Here is a 19,090-nt window from a genome sequence, read left to right on the forward strand (position 1 = left end):
AGAATCTTTGTTTTAAATAAGACGGATTAAATGGGGAAGAAGACAACACACTTTTAATTAGTGTTATGAGAGACGACATTCCTTTGAATGTTAACTAAAAAATATATACCGTAATTATCGGATTGGATATAATGTTCCTAATACAAGGAGGCTGCGTAGTGATGAGTAATGCTTACGAGGTGCTCGAGGAGCGCATATCCGATTGGGGACTTTCTAATGAAGAGATTATTGCGGTTTATGTCGTTGGGTCCCGGGCAAGAGAGGACAAACCATTTGATAAGTTTTCCGACTTGGACGTAGTCGTCTTTTCAACGAATCCAGATTACTATCTTCAAAACGATCAATGGTTACAAAGCATCGGTAAGGTTTGGACCAGCTTTATGTTTCAAACGGCAAAAGGAGATCCGGAAAAACTGGTTCTCTTTGACCAAGGGGCTGAGGTGGATTTTGTATTTCATCATATTTCTGATCTAGATCATTTAATCAAAAGCGGGCGTATTCCTCAAAGTTTTCAGCGGGGGGTCAGGATTCTGCTCGATAAGACGGGGAACGGAAACCAAATAATCCCTCAAACGACAACGATCCCTGATGCTCCTCCGATAACTGAAGGAGCTTTTCTACAGGTTGTTAATATGTATTGCTTCGCCTCTCTGTATGTGGCTAAACAAATTTTGCGCAATGATATGTGGGTAGCAAAGCAAAGGGATACAGACTGTAAACAATTATTGCTGCAAATGATAGAATGGCATGCAAAAGCTGTACATGGATCGGTATATGATACCTGGCATGCAGGGAAATTCATTAACGAATGGGCCGATAAAGATATAGTTGCTGATTTGAAAAAATCTTTCGGGAAATACGATCCAAATCATAGTTGGGAAGCACTGATCGTATCTTTTGAGTTATTCAACCGGTTATCCTCTGAAGTGGCAGCTAAGTATAAATATGCGTATCCGGATCACTTATTTTCCCATAAACAAACTTGGTTAGGGGTGCAACATGATAAGCATAGATAAAAAGTCGGATACCGTAATCGTTGTGCTGCACGAGATATACGGGATTAACCAGCATATACAACATATGTGCAAATTATTAGCGGATCAGGGTTATGACGTCATTTGTCCAAATTTACTGGGAAGAGAAACACCTTTTGACTATTCGCAAGAGGAAACTGCCTACAGAAATTTTATGGAAAATGTAGGGTTTACCCACGTTACATCTCAAATTGAAAGTTTATTATTAAGTATTCGAGATCGCTATAAAAAGGTATTTATCGTCGGCTTTAGCGTAGGGGCAACGATTGCCTGGCTGTGTAGTGAAGAAAAATATATTGATGGAATCGTAGGATATTATGGCTCCCGTATTAGAAATTATTTAGAAATGACTCCACAATGTCCAACACTGCTATTTTTCCCACAGGAAGAACCATCATTTGATGTAGATGAGCTTATTTCAACTTTAAATAACAATAATAATATCAGGGTACATAAATTCAGCGGACAGCACGGATTCAGTGACCCGTACTCTCCTCGATATAACGTACATTCAGCTCAGCAATCATTTAACGAAATGGTGGATTTTTTCGATAGAAAGGGACGCGTCCATGAGTGATGAGATATCGAAGGTACCCAGGGACGAACTGGGGCAGGAGATTGGGGTTCCGTATGGCTGAATACCAGTAACGATCGGCTTAACAACTATGCGGCCGCAGTTCATTTTGCCGGGTCAACCGACGGAACACGTTCTGTATCTTGCCCGATTGACCGGGCGATGAGAACGTACGGAACCTTGGTTGCCATCCCGGCTGGAGCTGGAAGATATAAAGCAGGTGTGGCAAAAGGGAAGGCTCCAAAAAAAGGACTAGAACTATGGTTATCTAGCCGATCTCTATCGAAAATATCTCTTGAAAACCTCTTTTACCATCGGCGGTAATGCGTAGCGCTCGGGTTGTGGGCAGACGTTCGATCCAATTTAATTCGAATAATCGGTCCAGAAGAGAACTCCCTAAAGCACCTGCAAGGTGATGTCGTCGTTCACTCCAATCCAGGCATTTATGTGAGAAGGAGCGGCGCTTTTGTCTCATTTGTTTAAGGTCCATCTGAAGGTCTGCGAAGAAAGTCTCTCCTTTTTCGGTGACATGAAGTCCGTCCTGATCCTCGGAAAGAATCCCCTTTTGAATGAAAAAACTCATGATCTGCACGCCTAAATGCCCCGCAATATGATCGTAGCAAGTTCTTGCCAACCGTATGGCCTCGTCTTCGGAGGCTTGTTTGAATGATTTAATCTGAACGGGCGGAGCTATGGATAAAAGTGACTCCATCACCCGGGCAACTTCGGAATTTTGGATGCCATAATAACGGTGCCGCCCTTGTTTCTCCACAGTAACGATTTGAGCCTCGGTCATTTTAGACAAATGGAAGCTGGCGGTTTGCGGTTTGATGCCTGCCATATGGGCCAATTCGCTTGCCGTATGAAATCTGCCGTCTAATAAAGCGATGAGTATAGCTGCACGGGAAGGCTCGCTGACGAGAGAAGCAATCATGGCTACATTTGATTTGGTGCTCATGGCACAGTTATCCCCCTTTGTAATCCATACTTCGATGAAAGTTGAAGTATTTACATTTTATAATAAGGAAGAAGACATGAACAGAAGGTGAAGGGATGATAGACCAAATGAATCAAATAAATGAAATAAATCAGATGAATCAGATGAATCTCAGCCCAGGCATTAAAACGATTAACCCTAGCATTTTATATTACGGAACCCCTGTGATTTTACTCAACACGCTGAATGAGGATGGAACGACCAATATTAGCCCTATTTCCTCCTCATGGGCATTAGGAGATTGTGTGGTACTAGGCATTGGAATAGGCGGAAAAGCATTTGAAAATATGAAGCGGCATCCCGAATGTGTAATTAACGTTCCGGGACCTTCTATGTGGGAAAATGTAGAACATTTGGCTCCTTATACAGGCAAGAATCCTGTTCCAGTGGAAAAGAAGAAAAATGGATTTACATATCAAAAAGATAAATATGAAGTCAGTGGACTAACTTCGATTGACTCGAGTTTGGTCAAACCCGCCCGAATCAGAGAATGCCCTATTCAAATCGAAGCCAAGGTGAAGGAGGTACGGATTCCTGAGCATTCTCCTTATTTTGCAATCGTCGAAACCCAAGCTATACAGGTGCATGTTCATCAGGATATGATCCTCGGTGAGAACCATATTGATCCGGCAAAGTGGAGCCCGCTCATCTATAACTTTCGCCATTATTTCGGCCTTGGGGAGCAGTTGGGTAAAACCTTCCGGTCTGAAACCTGATGATATAATGAATGTAAATAAATCCTGATGAAGCATTTATTTTCAGAAAATGGAGGGTACAAGTTGAAAACCAATTTCTCTGTTTATAATCAGGATCTTGCTGTTCAGATGGATGGTCTAACCCGGATTATAGAGTCAAACCCTATGCTAGATGCAGTGTTGCAGAAAGCAGTTGAGTTAGAAATAGAGCATTATTACGTAGGTGCCGGGTGTATTGCGCAAAGTGTCTGGAACCATCTGCTCGGCTTGCCCCTTCAACATGGGATTAACGATGTTGATTTTGTGTATTATGATGCCGACGTATCGTATGACAAAGAATGCGAGGTGATCCATAACGTCAGGGAACAGTTTGGAGATATGGATATGCCTGTCCGTCTGGATATTAAAAATCAGGCGCGCGTTCACTTGTGGTATGAACAGCATTTTGGCTATACGATCCAACCGTATAACTCTCTAGAGGAAGCTATCAATACTTGGCCTACGACTGCTACGGCCTTAGGCGTGCGAAGGACAGAGGGCGGAGCTTGGAAAGTTTACGCCCCTTTCGGATTAAATGATCTGTTTGGGTTAATCGTGAGGGCTAATAAAGTCCAGATAACCCAAGAGATATACAATAACAAGGTACAAAGATGGAGAGCCAATTGGCCGGGACTAAGAGTTATTCCTTGGGAGTCGAATTGAACATTTTAATAATATCCTACCTGAATAATGAGAATTATCTTCCCAAATCGTTCTTTTTGTGCGAGAATGATTGAAAAATCATCCATGAGTACGCATACAGGAAGAGACGATTCATACAGCACGTATAACAAGGGAGGAAATAACCATGTCAGAAGAACGCAAGCTGTCATTCGAAACTCTCGCTGTCCATGCCGGACAACAAATTGATCCTACTACCTTTGCCCGCGCCGTTCCGTTATACCAAACCACGTCGTATGGATTTCGGGATGCCGAGCATGCGGCTGATTTGTTCTCTCTAAAAGAATTCGGCAACATTTATACGCGTCTGATGAATCCGACTACGGATGTGTTCGAACAACGGATCGCAGCGTTGGAAGGTGGGGCTGGCGCGTTGGCAACGGCTTCGGGAGCAGCGGCGATTTCTTTTTCCATCTTGAACATTGCGGGAGCTGGGGATGAAATTGTGTCGGCCTCCAGTCTGTATGGCGGTACATATAATCTATTTTCTACAACACTGCCGAAATTGGGCATTAAAGTGCATTTTGTTGATTCGGATGATCCGGAGAACTTCCGTAAAGCCATTACAGATAAAACGAAGGCCATATTTGCCGAAACGATTGGCAACCCGCAGGGCAATGTGCTGGACGTGGAAGCAGTGGCGGCGATTGCGCACGAATATGGTATTCCGCTGATTGTGGACAACACGTTTCCGAGCCCATATTTATTGCGTCCTATCGAATACGGAGCGGACATTGTCGTGCATTCTGCAACGAAGTTTATTGGCGGACACGGTACGTCTATTGGTGGGGTGATCGTGGACAGCGGCAAGTTTGACTGGAAAGCGAGTGGTCGTTTCCCGGGACTGACTGAGCCGGACCCAAGCTACCACGGGGTTGTATACACCGAGGCGGTGGGACCTATCGCATATATTATCAAGGCACGGGTGCAATTGCTGCGGGACTTGGGAGCAGCCATTTCTCCGTTCAATTCATGGCTGCTGCTTCAGGGCTTGGAGACACTTCATCTGCGGCTGGAAAGACATAGTCAGAATGCCTTGAAGGTAGCGCAATATCTCGAAAGCCACAAGGACGTGGAGTGGGTCAGCTACACCGGGTTGCCGAGCCACCCGTCCTATGAGTTAGCTCAAAAATACTTGCCAAAGGGGCAAGGAGCGATCCTGACCTTCGGCATTAAAGGTGGAAGTCAGGCGGGAAGCAAGCTGATTGCGAATGTGAAGCTATTTTCCCATTTGGCGAATGTGGGTGATTCCAAGTCTTTGATTATTCATCCGGCAAGCACAACGCACCAGCAGTTGAATGTGGAAGAACAGGTCGCTGCCGGAGTCAAACCGGAGCTTTTACGTCTATCTGTCGGGACAGAAGCGATAGACGATATTTTGTACGATCTGGAGCAGGCGATCGCGGCCAGCCAGCAGTAATTATCAGTAGTTTGCGGCTTGTTAAGCCAGGTATGATAGAGTATTCGTATAGCATTCGCAAGTGATTTTTCGACCCAGAACGGTATTCGTTCAGTGTTTGATCAGGCGGGGGGCAACCTCCGTCTTTTTGTGTGTTGACAACATACCCCCATAGGTATATATTATACCCCATAGGGTATGTGAGGAGGAGAAGAAATGGGTAGGAAAATAGTTATTATTGGTGGGGTAGCAGGTGGAGCTTCTGCTGCGGCGAGATTGCGCAGATGGAGTGAGGAAGACGAGATTATTCTGTTTGAACGCGGAGAGCATGTTTCTTTTGCGAACTGTGGTCTTCCCTACTATATTGGCGGGACAATTCATGCGCGGGAGAAGCTGTTTCTCCAGACGCCTCAAGGGATAAGAGACCGATTTAATATAGATGTACGGGTACTGAAAGAAGTGATACAAATAGACCGCGAGCATAAGCTCATCCGCTTCCGGGATATGATCACAGGGGAAACGGATGAGCAGCCGTACGACATAGTGGTATTGTCGCCGGGGGCCAAACCGATGATACCGGACATTCCCGGATTACATGAAGCTGCGAATTTATTTACGTTAAGAAACATTCATGACACGGACGTTATTAAGGCATATGTAGATGAAAGGCATCCAAAACATGCCACGGTGATCGGGGCCGGATTTATTGGGCTGGAGATGGCCGAGAATTTGCGGGAGCGTGGACTTGCAGTAACCATTATTGACATGGGACAACAATTGCTGAATCCGCTAGACCCTGAAATGGCCAAACTGGTGGAACAACATATGAAGCTGAACGGGGTGGAGGTGCGTTTAGAGGAAGGAGTCACGGCTTTTGAAGAGCAGGGTACACGGCTCCGTTTGACCTCCGGGGGTGTGCTTCAAACGGATATGGTTATTCTGGCGATCGGTGTTGTTCCTGAAAATGAGTTGGCCAAGCAAAGCGGATTGGAACTGGGTTTTCGCGGGGCCATTCAGGTAAACGCTCAACTGCAAACCAGCGATCCGGCCATTTATGCGGTGGGGGATGCCATCCAGGTCAAAGACCGCAATCATGGGTTTGCAACTATGGTATCGCTAGCCTGGGGAGCCAATCGCCAGGGGCGATTGGCGGCGGATCATATTAACGGTCAGGCAATTTCTTATGATGGCGCGCTCGGAACATCCGTAATTAAGACCTTTGCATTGACTGCAGCCTCTACAGGCAATAATGAAAAAACATTGCAGCGGCTGGGCGTTCCTTATCAGGCTGTTCATATTCATCCTGGTTCGCATGCCGGTTATTATCCTGGCGCATCACCCATCGCTATGAAGCTGCTCTTTAATCCGGAGAACGGGATGATCTACGGGGCACAGGCTGTTGGAGCTGATGGTGCAGACAAAAGGATTGATGTCATTGCGACGGCTATTCGTGGCCATTTGAACGTTCGTGAACTGGCTGACATTGAACTTGCTTACGCACCTCCCTATTCTTCAGCAAAAGACCCTGTGAATATGGCGGGTTACGTGGCTTCGAATATCATGGATGGGCTGGTCCAAACGATACAGTGGCATGAAGTTGACGATTTTCACCGCGATGGTGGTCTTATTATTGATGTTAGGGATGCGGTGGAGCTACAGGCAGGAGCCATTCCAGGTTCTATTCATATTCCTCTGGCCGAGATTAGAGAGCGGATGTCGGAAATCCCTCGTGATCAGGAGGTGGCGGTATCCTGCCAAGTCGGCTTGCGAGGCTATATTGCAGCCAGAATTTTGACCCAATACGGTTATCAGGTGAGGAACGTTGATGGTGGCTATAAGACGTATTCAGTTATGACTGAACGTGTTCATCTCTTAAAATAGTTCATCACCCATCCGATCTGGTTGAGGTGATCCGTTACTTCGCCGTGCAGCGCACCAAAGAAGGTATCTTGTAGCTCCACGGTAACGGTGCCTTTTTCCGCTAGTGCGCGGTAAGCCTGCTTAAGCTCGTCCTCACTTTCACAGTCGAGAATGATTTGTACAAGCTGCGCTTTCAGCGGTTTACCGTAGGAATCCGAAAAATGGATATGACTGCTACCCAGATGAAGCTCAGCGTGCAAGAGCCTGCCTTCCTGCTTGTTTAGTACTTTGATTTTCCCGCCTAAAACAGATTGGTAATAATCAATTGACTGCTGCACATCGTTTACAATGACAAAAGGACTTGCACTTCTCATGGGATCATTTCCTTTCATGTCTTTGATGTAGGATCGCTACTATACATTATTTACGTTACCCGCAGGGTTTACCCCTTTTCTGATCAAATTATGGCTTGGTTCACTGTGTGACGTCTGTTACAATAGAAGAGGCATATACGAATGGATAGAAAAGAGGTCGAACAGGTGGGCACTTCAGTGATTTGGGAAGCAGTTATATATTGGGTGATCTTGGTGATTTCTGCTTTGTGCGTGATCGCAGTATCTGGTAGTCGGAAGACAGCAAGCACGATTATTTTGGCGCCCGTTGTTTTGTTCTGTACCATATTTATGATGCAGGGCTCGGTGTTTACTGCCATGGAGCACCCGACGATGGGGTCTAATGTAGGTTTGGGTATGGCATTTCTGACAACATGGGTAGTCAGCGGAATTTTGTTTGCTGTAGCGCTTGTGATTGCTTTTATTAAATATAGCAAGAAGAACAAGGCGTGATTTAGCCTTAATCTCAGATGAACAAAGGCTTTCGGTGATGTACCGAAAGCCCTTTTTGTATTCTTTTTTAACCATGCAGGATGTCTCCGCTTATCTGCGTCTTCTCATAAGCAATACAACGATCAGCACCACGATGATTACGATCAATAGAAATTTCATATTTGATAACCTCCTTGGTCTGTCTCATATTTTGGTATTAACCATTTTTGCTTAGTATGCACCGATGGATCTCAAGTAAGTATCTATTGTCGAGTTCTTGGGAAAAATAAGCATGTGGCATCAAAAAGAGGTTTACAGGCTTAGCTGGAAAGTGTATACATAAAGTAAGGAGGCGATTGCCATGAGTGATCGTGCATTTCATTTGTTTTACATTATTTTCTTAACGGTTCTGGCACTTGGAAGTGTTGGTGGAATCGGCTGGTGGCTGCGCTCTGTCAGTCGTCAGGAGAAGGAAAAAAACTAAATTCAGCATGGGCATACAAGCTTACATGCATCTTCCAGTAGGAGGGTGCATTTTTATGTGTTATAATGAGAACATATGTTCTTTGTAGAGGGAGAGAAGACGATGTTGCCAGATTTGGAACGAAAGCTGCTACGTATTTTGTATAATTATTTTGCCCAGCATCGCCATATGCCCACAATGACGGAATTGACCGTAAAAACGGGCAAGCGAGACGATGAAATTACAATTGCCTTGCGACATATGGAACAGGAGCGCTACATTACATGGGAAAATAATACGGGTACCCAGCATGTTGTTTTACTGGAAGGGTGGGAGCGTCCTTCAACCCATAGGCGCACCCAAACGGAAACAGGATGTTCTACTACGCAAACGACGCCGCCCGATGGTACAGAATATTGGACGAATTATTAGAAGGTATATAAAACTGGAAAATTAATGAGTTTTTAAGGTGCATATCATTTAGTTTTAAGAAAGCGAGACTATAATGACCCTATTAACCCCTTTTTGATCAAGCTATAGGCCCTGCCGATGTATCGGCGGGGTCACTTTTTTGTTCATAGATACGCTCGGCGGGGACACAAAATATCCTATGTAAAAATATATCTAGTGTGTATGGATGAAAATCTGTATATGAAAAATCCCCCGGGGATCATCCGGAGGATGGGTGCAGTTTGCATATACTGCACGGCCTGCTCAAACTTTATCGTTTGATGGCATAATATATATTCAACCCCTGCTACCTTGCATTATATGGTCAGCATGTTCATAAGGGGCAGTCTGATTCCACTGTTCATTTTCCAAACGACAAAAGCCCTACCTCTCTTTCGTCCTTGCGGCTCCGATGACCGCGCCAGTGTGAATGTGAAAATCTTCGGCAAAAGCTCAAAATTCTACATTAGGGTTATACATAAAATTTGGAGAAGCTCCATACGGTGATTAGGAGTATAGCTTGTTGCGTGGAATCCTATGGGGTTAATACATACTTTAACAGTATAGCAAGAATGGTTCTAAAACACAAGGCATTTTTGGTTTTTTTGATTATAGGCTGGAAAAAATGTTGGATAAGATCATATCCGTACCTCTATACATTGCGGTTTGAAACCCGTCTTCTGTATTTGTGTAAAATGCTCAAGCAAGAAGGTTAACTTTTGATGGTTGGACTCCGATATTGAATACACAAGATGTTTTTGAGTGTACGGATGAAAAGAGGGGTAGCAATTTGCCGACCTATAAGCGCTTTATTCAGCATGTTATCCTGAACTATATTATAGGTTCGTTTATCGCTGTATTGTTGGTAGGTATGATTTTTGTATTTTCAACGTTAAATGTTGCCCATTATGAATTTCTGGGTCTTTTGAAAATCATTGGATTTTCCAGCATCATTATGATTGGTTGTGAAGTGATGGTGTTTCGGATGCATTTGAGACCGGTTCATCATTTTTTTCATGGCAACCAGATAACGTTCAAGGATGTAGAAGCGGTGTATATCCGGGTTCATCACCTGCCTAATTTGTCGGTTTTACGTATTATTGGGCCGCACTTGTTGGGTTTTTCCATCCCGGCAGCCATCATAGCCTTATGGATGATACATACCGGACAGCTTACCTTTCCTTTTTATTACGTAGGGATCGCCTGTATAGGGGCTTGTCTAGTTGCTTCTATGCATGCCTTGGTTGAATTCTTCCTGACGATGAGAGCGATCCGGCCGCTGCTAGAGGAAATTCGTGACCGAACCTACCAGCAATATGGATTGAACCTGTCCCTACGAGGACGAGTTCTGCTATCGCTTCGGCATAAATTTCAGTTAAGCGCGACGTTAATTGGTGCTTTTCCTCTGTTTCTGTTTTGTCTGGCTACGCAGATTCGGCTGGAACGATTGGGTGCGACGCATTCCAGCTCCTATTGGGCATGGGCTGGAACGATTTTAATTTTTGGTGTGGCCTTTGCCTATCTGGGAGGAAGGTTGCTGACCCGTGAGATCGAGCAGCCGATCCACCATCTGCTGGAAAAAATGAACGCAGTGAGGGAAGGCCGACTGAACAGTAATGCCAGCGACTTGTACTCCGACGAATTTGCGGAACTGGTTGAAGGCTTTAATGTGATGATCGAGGGCCTGAAGGAACGGGAAGAAAAGAACGGTCAGCTATTGGACAGTTACTTCGCCACCTTGGCAGCAGCGCTGGATGCGCGAGATGCCTATACCGCAGGTCATTCTTTGCGTGTGGCTGAATACTCTGTACTCATTGGGCGAAAGGGAGGTTTGAACGAGACGGACCTCGACTTGCTGCGCAAAACAGCCTTGCTGCATGATATCGGTAAAATCGGTGTGGCTGACGCTGTGCTGCTCAAGGACGGCAAGTTGACGGACGAGGAGTTTGATCAGATTAAAATGCACCCGGTTATGGGAGAAAGCATTCTCCGTCAAGTTGAGCCAGCTTATGCTATGGCTCCTTATTTGCCCGGCGTGCGCTCGCACCATGAGCGTTACGATGGCAAGGGATACCCTGACCAGCTCTCCGGGGAGGATATCCCGCTATTTGGGCGAATCATTGCCGTAGCGGATGCTTATGATGCGATGACGTCTGACCGCCCTTATCGGAAAGGTATGAACGAAGAGGAGGCGGTTATGATATTGGAAGAGGGAAAGGGAACCCAGTGGGACCCTTACTTTGCCGAATTGTTTGTCAAGGAGTGGCGTCGGAACAAAGGCATCACAAGCTGACTCTATAGGTACCTGCACTAGAGCGAGCCATTGCGGTTCGCTTTTTTTATATATGCATGTAAGCATCTTTTGGCATGTCGAAAGATGGGGCTTCATGTTATGATGTACGAGAAAGGCAAACGCGGTGAGCATAGACCTGGCATCCAAATTTTCGCGCTATGGGAGTGTGAGTCCATGCAATTTTCAATGATGTTTTTAATGAATTTGGGGATGCTGATTGCCGTTGCCTATGTGGCGAACGTGATTTACAAATATGGTTTAAGTCGTACCTCTTCGCGGTTCAAATATGTCAGCTCGGTGCTGCTAGTGATATTTGGCGGATGGGTCAGCTCTAGCTTTGGTTTTAACTTTAGTGAAACGGTTATTTTTGACCTGCGTTTCGTACCGCTGATTATCGCGGCGTTGGTGTATCCCCGTTCCTATACGCTTATTATTATTGGGGTAGCGATCGGACTTACGAGATTTACCTTCGGTCTGAATATGGCGGCGTGGGTCGGCTTTCTGAATATGAGCATTCTGGGCGTGTTGTGCGCCGGATTGAACTACTGGATGCGCCGCTCCACCTGGCGTCTGATTATTAAGGCATCGGTGACCATTTTAGCGGTTAATATCGTAAATACGTTAAATATTGCCTGTCTGGGCGTCATTCCCTGGCGCTATTATGTAGTGGAGGTGGTTCCTCTTACACTGCCTATCGGCGTCGTCCTCAGCTTTTTATTTGCTCTGATTTTACGTGACTTTCAAATGGAGCAACAGCGAAATTATCAGATTAAGCAGGCGAATGAGTTATTATCAGAGCAGCGTGACAAGTTGCAGAAGGCGAAGGTTGTTTTAGAGGAACGTGCCAAGCAACTGATGATGGCTTCCCAATATAAATCGGATTTTATGGCAACGATGTCGCATGAGTTACGTACACCTCTTAACAGCATCATTAACCTGGCGCAGATTATCAACGAGCAGGGAAAAGAGCTGGATGAGGACGAGCTATACCAGTACAGCGATCTGATCTATGCCTCGGGGCATGATTTGCTCCAACTGATCAACGACATTCTAGACTTGTCCAAGGTCGAGGCTGGGCATATGGAAATCGTAAGTGAGCCGGTCAGTGTGCGTGAGATTGCGCAGGTGATGATGATGCATTTTGAAGTCACTGCGAAGGATAAAAATCTGGAATTCAGCTTGAAGGAGCATGAACATATACCGGATGAAATCCGGTCCGATTCCAAACGTGTACAGCAAATTTTGCGTAATCTGTTGTCCAATGCCTTTAAATTCACTCATGAAGGACGTATATTGCTGGAAATCAGCACACAGCATCTGGATCGAAAGGGACAAGAGGGAGATTGGGTTGTATTTGCTGTAAAAGATACGGGCATCGGTTTTTCCAAGCTTCAACAACATGTTATTTTTGAGGCATTCCAGCAGGCGAACGGTTCCATTAATCGTAAATATGGAGGAACCGGGTTGGGATTGTCCATCAGCCGTGATTTTTCCCGCTTATTGGGCGGGTTTATCCGTCTGGAGAGTGAGGAGGGCAAGGGAAGTACATTTTCCCTGTACTTACCCATGTGTCCGTCTAAAAGCATGGAGGCGGACGAACAGCCGTTTAAACTAACCTAATCGCAATTGTAAGAGCAGGAGCGTAATGGTGCACAAAGGAGGTCTATCATGGAACGTAAAGCGGTCGTTGTGGGTGCAACAGGGCTTGTCGGGGGTTATGTTGCACGGGAGCTGCTGGTGCAAAAAGAATACAACCGCGTCATGGTTATGGGCAGACGTCCGTTGGAAATCAAGCATCCCAAGCTGGAGCAGGTGCTCATCGATTGGGAACAACCGCAGAAAGCGGCGTTCGCCTTCGAAGGGGTTGATGATGTTTTTTGCTGCCTTGGGACAACGATGAAAAAGGCTGGTTCCAAGGAGCAGTTTCGTCAGGTGGATCTGGACTACCCGGTTCTGGCTGCCCAGTTGGGCAAAGAGGCTGGTGCAGTGCAGATGCTTGCGATCTCTGCGATGGGAGCCGATCCGGATTCACGCGTGTTTTATAACCGTACCAAAGGTGAGGCTGAAGAGGCGCTTGCCGCTGTAGGGTTGCCTGCACTGCATTTGTTCCGTCCGTCGCTGATTTTGGGCGCGAGGCCTGAACGACGTTTTGGCGAAACCGCCGCCGCTGTTGTCATGAAGGCGCTGGATGGCCTGATGACGGGCAAACTCGCTTCCTACCGCGCCATCCCGGCTTCGGTCATCGCACGAGCCATGGTACGAATCGCTCTCGCACAGGCGAGCGGCGTACATATTTATCCGAATGATATCATTCGAGTCATCGGCGCAGAAGTGACATCCGATAATGATGAAACTGGCACGGAAACGGATGCGGATGACAACGTGTAAAACCTCGCTCAGGTCAGGATACCCAATGACAATAACGCCGCTGTTACCCGGTGATGCGGGTAGCAAGCGGCGTTATTTGTAGTATCATTTTTGGTTTGTATTTTGTGGTACATCCATCGTAATCTCCAACTCAGGAATGTAACGGCGGATCCAGTTGCCGTTAGCGTCCAGAATGGCCCTTCCATCCGGTTCGGTGGGATTAAAAAATGGTTTGAAGATAATCTTTTTCGGTGGCTCCACAAAAGGAGTAAACAACATGACCGTTTTGCCCGGATGGTTTTTGGAAAGGGAACTTCCCGAACCACTAAGCATTTTTAATTCACGTCCCTGATCGTCAAAAACCGCATAACCGAGGACATTGAGTTCTTTTTTGGTATAGTTTTTGTGTGGTCCCTCTGTAGAAATATACTTCCGTTCTATTGCATAGTCGTCAGGCATCTCTTTAAGGTCCACAAGCATAGTGAACGTAGTGATGACTTTGGTTGTAACCGGGGTCATTTCTACCTGATCTGCAGTAAATTTAAGATACGGGGTGGATTTGTTCATCTGCGGCTGGAGCACCTTACTGGCGATCTTCGTTTTGTAAACAGTTGTTTGGATAGTGAACGGCTCTGCTACTCCCTTTAATTTGCTGTATACTTTTAGCTCGAACTGATTTGGTAAGGCAGGTAAACCGCTGACAGGGTCACGCATATAGGAGATCAGTATAGAATTGCTGTCTTTGCCCGGGCCCCATGTCAATAAACGAAACGCGCCATTTTCGTTGATCACAGATTTCCCGTTAATGAATAAGTCGAGTTGTTCTATGATGTCTTCAGGCTTGTGTCCATCTGAACTTACTTTTGAAAACAAGGGTAAAACTTCCTGATCGCCGTCCTGTTTTTCGAGCGCAATGACCAGACGTGTGCCGTCAAAGACAATTTGGGAGACCTTCAACGTAATATCGTCATGGGTAGCGCTAAGATTCGTGGAAGTTGCCAGTCCTTTCTGATCAGCGGTTTGCAGCCCGAGATCGCCGGCCAGCCTGAATACGCTGTCGACAAGCGGTACCTGCTTCAATGACTCAGCCATTGTAGGCGAAACAAAGGCGCTGCCAATGATCATAACGCCAATGACAGCCGCAGAAGCAGCGGTAATTGCGGTTCCCCGAAGAAATCTTTTGATGGGTCGATGTGAGGATGGAGAGCTGGATAACGGCTCCATATCCGATTCCATTTGTGCATAAAATGCATCTAAGCGTTGTCTTACCAAGTCGGGAATCTTCATCGTGTCTGCTTCCACATTTTCTTTTTCCGATTGTAATTTCTGATCCAGCTCCTGATCCTGTTTCTCAAACTCTGAAGGTCTCATTGAAAGGTCACCTTCCTTTCTCCGCGATTTTGTAGCAGGTCCATTAACGTTCTGCGAGCACGGTGCAATCGTGTTTTGACGGCACCCTCCGATAAATCTAGTACCTCTGATATTTCTTTGATCGGCATATCCCGCAAATAGTGCAGGGAAATCACGGTTCGCATAGATTCCTCCAAGTGGTCGATGGCCTCGCGCAGTTCGATTTTCTCATATCCGCCCGAGGTGGAGGGTTCCTTTATAAATTCCGCCACGGGTACGACCCGTTTTTGCTTGCGGATAATCTGATGGCACTCATTAATGAGGATGCGAAGCAGCCATGTTTTAAAATAGCGAGGTTCACGCAGCTCACCCAGAGACTTATAAGCCTTGAGCATTGCTTCTTGCATCGCGTCCGCGCAATCCTCATTGCTGCGAAGAATGGAACGCGCCATACCATACATATCGGCTTCCATATGTTTCATCAAGGCAACGAATGCCTTGCGGTCCCCGTGCCTTGCTTGGTGTAAATTTATTTCGAGATTCAAAGGATGGTGCTCCTTTCCCGTCTATACTAGCTATGATCATTGTACCTGTACCTGTACCTGTATCTGGATTTGTAGAATCTATTTTTTACAGGTTACAGGAGTTAGATGTTTAGCAAGCTTTAAAGGTTACAGCGGAAATAAAAAAATATAGCACAACCGCAACATGGTGTCTTAAGAGAAACCCTGCGCGTTAATCCGTCGTGCGGAATAGTGGCTTTAGGCTACCCGTGCTATAATACGGTGAACCAGTATCAGGAAGGAGAATCCCAACCATATGAAGAAAACAATTGCTACTGAAAAAGCACCCGGTGCTATCGGCCCTTATAGCCAAGCGGTAGAGGCAGGCGGGTTTATTTACACCTCAGGACAGCTTGGGCTGAATCCGGCAACCGGTGAGTTCGGTAAGGATGTCCAGGAGCAGGCACGCCTGTCCTTGAGCAATGTACAAGCCATTCTGGAAGCGGCAGGCAGCAACATGAACCAGGTTGTGAAAGCGACTGTATTCCTGAAGGATATGAACGACTTTGTCAGCGTCAATGAGGTGTACAGTTCTTTCTTCGAGCAACCGTATCCAGCACGCAGTGCAGTAGAGGTAGCTCGTCTGCCTAAGGATGCACTGGTGGAGATTGAAGTCATTGCATTGAAGGGTGAATAGTCCGGAAGGTTCGTTCATAAAATAAAAAGTTTGCATTGCAACCGGGTGTCTCTACTATAGTGGCATCCGGTTGTTTAAATGTAATGTTTGTTGTTCTTTTGGATATAAAGTGGAGGTGGAGATGATCAATAAAAAAATAATTTTCACGGGTGGAGGCTCTTCAGGACATGTAGCAGTAAACCTGGCTTTAATTCCTCACTTATTGGAACAACATTGGAGTGTCAAATACATAGGCTCTGAACAAGGGATTTAAAGAAAATTGATCCTCCGGACTGGAGACCAAGTAAATCAATCCATTCATATGTATGGCTATAAGCAATTTGAATACATAAACGATGAACTAGCGGATGTTATGACGATGGCAGATATTGTTGTTTCTAGAGCGGGATCAAATTCTAAATGCAAAATCATTTAAAGTACAAGGCTTTTGTGAGTTTTTAGAAGAAGAAGAGCTGGCATCTAAACTATTTGTCGACATGATTCTTCGTTTGTATGAAAAAAGGTCGGATTATATTCTCAATATGGAGAAAATAAATGCAGATCACTCGACAAGCAAACTTATGGATTTGATTAAAGTCTATGCCAAATAGTATTTGGGAAAATGAATAAACGAAGCAAGCGAGCCTGGACTAAATGATTTAGACCCAAGCTCGCTTGCTTTTTCTAGGAGATTATAATATTTTCCTCTAATCCCGGTCTCGATTACGGGCAAAGAATAAACATAGCGAGTAGACCAGAATGATTGCGGCCAAGATGAATGCAGCCAGCCGCACATTTTCATTGTTCGGATGCCCGACGGCGATAGCGACATAGGCCCATACAAATACGAGAGGATAAATGCTGTCACGATAAGGGAAGCTGACCATGATCGCCAACGCGGTGCCGATGAGCAGGATGATGATCGCCCATGTCGTATCGCAGAGTCCCCAGCCACTCCATTCATTCTTTTCCAGTGCAACCGCAATGTTGACGATGGTAGCAACGGATACCCAACCGAGGTTCAGACTGAACGGCAGCTTGACGAACCACATTTCTCCGCGGGTTGGCTGCGGCGTGCGGGTACGTACATACACGACGAGCAGGGAAATCAAGTATAGAATAATGACGATCACGCATAGCTCTATGTATACATACTGCCACAGGAAAATCCAGATGATGTTGAAGAGACAGCTTAAAATAAAGAAAATACTGATGGACTGAACGCTTGTCTTGGCTTGCCCTGTAGGTGTAGCTTGGTACACGACAAAGCCGGCGAGCAGCACGAAGATGACCGACCAGATGGAAAAAGCGTAACCCGCTGGTGTGATCAAGGTAGGATACATGTTGGATACAGCAGCAGTGCTCCTTCCGCCGATAGGAAGTGTAGAAGCCAGGGTGTTAACGAGAATGACAGCGATGAATGCAATGATATTCCACCATTTATACGGATGGCTTCGTGACATAGGATATCTCCTCCTCAACGAATGATGATCCAAAATGACCGACTGGTCACAATCTTCTATTATGAATATACCCACTTTGCTCTCAAATATGTCCTCACAAGGAAAAGTATCGCGCTGCGGCTATGTTTAACAAAAAAGGTGTATGTATATGCAGTCATATGTAGTACAATGAAAAAAATTTTAAGCACTATATAACCTAAATTGAGAATTCACATGGGGTGCCAATTATGCAGGCGGATGATGCTTCCCATCGCTGTTGCCCCTAGATTTTCCTGAATAAACGCACCATGGTAGAAATCTGGGGGCAGTATATGCTTACGATGTGAGCTTTCCTCAAGAAAGCTTTCAGGCGACCGCTAACGCTTGTACAGCATCATTCTGCCTACTTCGTTTCCCATGTGAATTTCCTCAAATTCAGCTTATATAGAAGTGAGGAGACAAGAAGGATGAATGGTTTGGAAAAAGTGGGGAAGTTCGTAGGAGGAACCTTTTCCATCTGGGTACTTTTATTTGCATGTCTGGGATTTTTCTTTCCTGCGGCGTTTACGGGGTTGAAAGGATACATACAGTTATTTCTTGGCATTGTTATGTTCGGGATGGGACTGACCTTATCTACGGCTGACTTTCGTGAAGTATTCCGGCGTCCGGTGGATGTGGCTATTGGTGTTGTCGGGCACTATCTGATTATGCCGTTTCTGGCTTTTGCGTTGGCGCTGGTATTGCAGCTGCCACCGGATATTGCGGTGGGTGTCATTTTGGTAGGCTGTTGCCCAAGCGGAACCGCGTCCAACGTAATGACGCTCTTATCCAAAGGCGACGTGGCGTTGGGAGTATCGATTGCTTCGGTGTCGACGCTGATTGCCCCACTGGCGACCCCCGCCATGATCAGCCTGCTTGCTGGACGTTGGATGAATATTGATGCGAAATCGCTGATTATGGATATTCTCGTCGTGGTTATTGTCCCCATTGTGCTGGGCGTTATCGTCAAATCGCTATTTCGCAAACAGGCGGAAGCCAGTGTCAAGGTGCTGCCGCTCATATCAACGCTAGCGATTGTAGTCATCGTGGCTATTGTGGTTGCAGGCAGCAAAGGCAAGATTTTGGAGACAGGTCCGATTATTTTTGCAGTGGTTATTTTGCATAACGGTATCGGGTTTCTGCTCGGATATTGGTTTGCCAAGCTGTTCGGCATGAATCTTTCCAAACGCAAAGCCGTTACGCTGGAGACGGGAATGCAAAATTCCGGGCTGGGCGCTGCGCTGGCAGCGGCTCATTTTAACCCGATTGCTGCTGTACCGAGTGCGATTTTCAGCGTGTGGCATAATATTTCCGGCTCGTTGCTCGCGACCTGGTTTTCTCGTCGGGAAGAGAAGGATAGAAGAGGATAATTTGACTTTATAGGTCCGGATCATTATACTGTGG

20 protein-coding genes and 1 pseudogene are annotated in these 19,090 nt (G+C 45.9%); 16 read left to right on the plus strand and 5 right to left on the minus strand.

Going from position 1 to position 19,090, the window contains the following annotated elements; genetic code table 11:
- The first annotated feature begins 161 nt into the window (after positions 1–161).
- Together AC6EJC_RS12910 and AC6EJC_RS12915 are read left to right on the plus strand one after the other, a co-directional pair.
- Positions 162–1,016 (plus strand): aminoglycoside 6-adenylyltransferase, encoded by an 855-nt coding sequence (locus tag AC6EJC_RS12910; RefSeq protein ID WP_444954296.1) that lies wholly within the window; start codon positions 162–164, stop codon positions 1,014–1,016.
- Positions 1,000–1,611, plus strand: coding sequence for a dienelactone hydrolase family protein (locus tag AC6EJC_RS12915; RefSeq protein WP_444954297.1), 612 nt, complete (start codon positions 1,000–1,002; stop codon positions 1,609–1,611). Before AC6EJC_RS12910 ends, AC6EJC_RS12915 begins: the two co-directional genes overlap by 17 nt.
- 265 nt (positions 1,612–1,876) lie before the next feature.
- Here AC6EJC_RS12915 and AC6EJC_RS12920 read toward each other — a convergent pair whose 3' ends face one another.
- Positions 1,877–2,566, minus strand: coding sequence for an ArsR/SmtB family transcription factor (locus AC6EJC_RS12920; RefSeq protein WP_444954298.1), 690 nt, complete (start codon positions 2,564–2,566; stop codon positions 1,877–1,879).
- Positions 2,567–2,673: 107 nt separating this feature from the next.
- On the opposite strand from AC6EJC_RS12920, the gene AC6EJC_RS12925 reads away from it, so the two are divergent.
- From AC6EJC_RS12925 to AC6EJC_RS12940, 4 genes are all read left to right on the plus strand, one after another.
- Positions 2,674–3,321, plus strand: coding sequence for a flavin reductase family protein (locus tag AC6EJC_RS12925; RefSeq protein WP_444954299.1), 648 nt, complete (start codon positions 2,674–2,676; stop codon positions 3,319–3,321).
- A 63-nt stretch (positions 3,322–3,384) separates the two neighbouring features.
- Positions 3,385–4,002 (plus strand): nucleotidyltransferase family protein, encoded by a 618-nt coding sequence (locus AC6EJC_RS12930; protein ID WP_444954300.1) that lies wholly within the window; start codon positions 3,385–3,387, stop codon positions 4,000–4,002.
- Positions 4,003–4,147: 145 nt separating this feature from the next.
- Complete coding sequence (locus AC6EJC_RS12935) at positions 4,148–5,440, plus strand: homocysteine synthase (protein WP_444954301.1); 1,293 nt, start codon at positions 4,148–4,150, stop codon at positions 5,438–5,440.
- Positions 5,441–5,635: 195 nt separating this feature from the next.
- Positions 5,636–7,300 carry a CoA-disulfide reductase gene (locus AC6EJC_RS12940; RefSeq protein WP_444954302.1) on the plus strand — a complete coding sequence of 555 codons (1,665 nt, stop codon included), beginning with the start codon at positions 5,636–5,638 and terminating at the stop codon, positions 7,298–7,300.
- Here AC6EJC_RS12940 and AC6EJC_RS12945 read toward each other — a convergent pair.
- Entirely contained in the window at positions 7,285–7,653 is a 369-nt protein-coding gene (locus AC6EJC_RS12945) for a VOC family protein (protein ID WP_444954303.1), read from the minus strand. The genes AC6EJC_RS12940 and AC6EJC_RS12945 overlap by 16 nt on opposite strands.
- 141 nt (positions 7,654–7,794) lie before the next feature.
- On the opposite strand from AC6EJC_RS12945, the gene AC6EJC_RS12950 reads away from it, so the two are divergent.
- The 6 genes from AC6EJC_RS12950 (at position 7,795) to AC6EJC_RS12975 (ending at position 13,697) form a co-directional block, all read left to right on the plus strand.
- The gene (locus AC6EJC_RS12950) at positions 7,795–8,124 is read left to right on the plus strand and encodes a hypothetical protein (protein ID WP_444954304.1); all 330 of its coding nucleotides are present in this window, start codon (positions 7,795–7,797) and stop codon (positions 8,122–8,124) included.
- A 340-nt stretch (positions 8,125–8,464) separates the two neighbouring features.
- Positions 8,465–8,587: a hypothetical protein gene (locus AC6EJC_RS12955; RefSeq protein ID WP_444954305.1), complete on the plus strand. Its 123-nt coding sequence runs from the start codon at positions 8,465–8,467 to the stop codon at positions 8,585–8,587.
- 102 nt (positions 8,588–8,689) lie between these two features.
- Positions 8,690–8,998, plus strand: coding sequence for a hypothetical protein (locus AC6EJC_RS12960; RefSeq protein WP_444954306.1), 309 nt, complete (start codon positions 8,690–8,692; stop codon positions 8,996–8,998).
- Between the two features lie 808 nt (positions 8,999–9,806).
- Complete coding sequence (locus AC6EJC_RS12965; protein ID WP_444954307.1) at positions 9,807–11,309, plus strand: HD-GYP domain-containing protein; 1,503 nt, start codon at positions 9,807–9,809, stop codon at positions 11,307–11,309.
- 174 nt (positions 11,310–11,483) lie between these two features.
- A complete protein-coding gene (locus AC6EJC_RS12970) occupies positions 11,484–12,929 on the plus strand; it encodes an ATP-binding protein (RefSeq protein ID WP_444954466.1) in 1,446 nt (481 codons plus the stop codon).
- A 48-nt stretch (positions 12,930–12,977) separates the two neighbouring features.
- Positions 12,978–13,697, plus strand: coding sequence for an NAD(P)H-binding protein (locus tag AC6EJC_RS12975; RefSeq protein WP_444954308.1), 720 nt, complete (start codon positions 12,978–12,980; stop codon positions 13,695–13,697).
- Positions 13,698–13,781: 84 nt separating this feature from the next.
- Here the strand turns inward: AC6EJC_RS12975 and AC6EJC_RS12980 are convergent, their stop codons facing one another.
- Both AC6EJC_RS12980 and AC6EJC_RS12985 read right to left on the minus strand, forming a co-directional pair.
- A complete protein-coding gene (locus AC6EJC_RS12980) occupies positions 13,782–15,047 on the minus strand; it encodes a DUF4179 domain-containing protein (protein WP_444954309.1) in 1,266 nt (421 codons plus the stop codon).
- Entirely contained in the window at positions 15,044–15,571 is a 528-nt protein-coding gene (locus AC6EJC_RS12985) for an RNA polymerase sigma factor (RefSeq protein ID WP_444954310.1), read from the minus strand. Before AC6EJC_RS12985 ends, AC6EJC_RS12980 begins: the two co-directional genes overlap by 4 nt.
- Positions 15,572–15,845: 274 nt before the next feature.
- Between AC6EJC_RS12985 and AC6EJC_RS12990 the strand changes: the two genes are divergently transcribed.
- The 3 genes and pseudogenes from AC6EJC_RS12990 to AC6EJC_RS13000 all read left to right on the plus strand — a co-directional run bounded on the left by AC6EJC_RS12990 (position 15,846) and on the right by AC6EJC_RS13000 (position 16,641).
- Positions 15,846–16,226 (plus strand): RidA family protein, encoded by a 381-nt coding sequence (locus AC6EJC_RS12990; protein WP_013308546.1) that lies wholly within the window; start codon positions 15,846–15,848, stop codon positions 16,224–16,226.
- A gap of 121 nt (positions 16,227–16,347) precedes the next feature.
- Positions 16,348–16,476, plus strand: a pseudogene (locus tag AC6EJC_RS12995) (glycosyltransferase); the annotation flags it as partial.
- 51 nt (positions 16,477–16,527) lie between these two features.
- Positions 16,528–16,641 (plus strand): hypothetical protein, encoded by a 114-nt coding sequence (locus AC6EJC_RS13000; protein WP_444954467.1) that lies wholly within the window; start codon positions 16,528–16,530, stop codon positions 16,639–16,641.
- Between the two features lie 271 nt (positions 16,642–16,912).
- Here the strand turns inward: AC6EJC_RS13000 and AC6EJC_RS13005 are convergent, their stop codons facing one another.
- Positions 16,913–17,668: a TspO-related membrane protein gene (locus AC6EJC_RS13005; RefSeq protein ID WP_444954311.1), complete on the minus strand. Its 756-nt coding sequence runs from the start codon at positions 17,666–17,668 to the stop codon at positions 16,913–16,915.
- A gap of 446 nt (positions 17,669–18,114) precedes the next feature.
- Between AC6EJC_RS13005 and AC6EJC_RS13010 the strand changes: the two genes are divergently transcribed.
- Entirely contained in the window at positions 18,115–19,056 is a 942-nt protein-coding gene (locus tag AC6EJC_RS13010) for a bile acid:sodium symporter family protein (protein WP_444954312.1), read from the plus strand.
- The last annotated feature ends 34 nt before the right edge of the window (positions 19,057–19,090 follow it).

The sequence above is a fragment of the Paenibacillus sp. TY11 genome (genome assembly GCF_059772165.1).